Here is a 505-nt window from a genome sequence, read left to right as displayed (position 1 = left end):
TCATCATCGGTTCGGCTCGTATGGCTCTGGAAGGCAAAGACGACAACGAAATGGGCACTACCGCTGTCAAGAAGCTGGTAGAAACTCTGGACAGCTACATCCCAGAGCCAGTTCGTGCCATCGACCAGCCGTTCCTGATGCCGATCGAAGACGTATTCTCGATCTCGGGTCGTGGTACCGTTGTTACCGGCCGTATCGAGCGTGGTATCGTCCGCGTTCAAGACCCGCTGGAAATCGTTGGTCTGCGTGACACCACCACCACCACCTGCACCGGCGTTGAGATGTTCCGCAAGCTGCTGGACGAAGGTCGTGCTGGCGAGAACTGCGGCGTCCTGCTGCGTGGTACCAAGCGTGACGACGTTGAGCGTGGCCAGGTTCTGGTCAAGCCAGGTTCGGTCAAGCCGCACACCAAGTTCACCGCAGAAGTCTACGTTCTGTCGAAGGAAGAAGGCGGTCGTCACACTCCGTTCTTCAAAGGCTACCGTCCTCAGTTCTACTTCCGTAC

At 57.4% G+C, this 505-nt stretch carries 1 protein-coding gene; it reads left to right on the top strand.

Annotated elements, in window-relative coordinates; all coding sequences use genetic code 11:
* On the top strand, positions 1–505 hold a 505-nt coding region (locus tag ACI2KK_RS28545; RefSeq protein ID WP_404671597.1), incomplete at both ends, for an EF-Tu/IF-2/RF-3 family GTPase.

The sequence above is a fragment of the Pseudomonas sp. NPDC089406 genome (assembly GCF_044900265.1).
In the GTDB taxonomy this organism is placed as follows: Bacteria; Pseudomonadota; Gammaproteobacteria; order Pseudomonadales; family Pseudomonadaceae; genus Aquipseudomonas; species Aquipseudomonas fakonensis.
The sequence above is the reverse complement of the archived record's forward strand: the minus strand, read 5'-3'. Positions and strand labels throughout refer to the sequence as shown.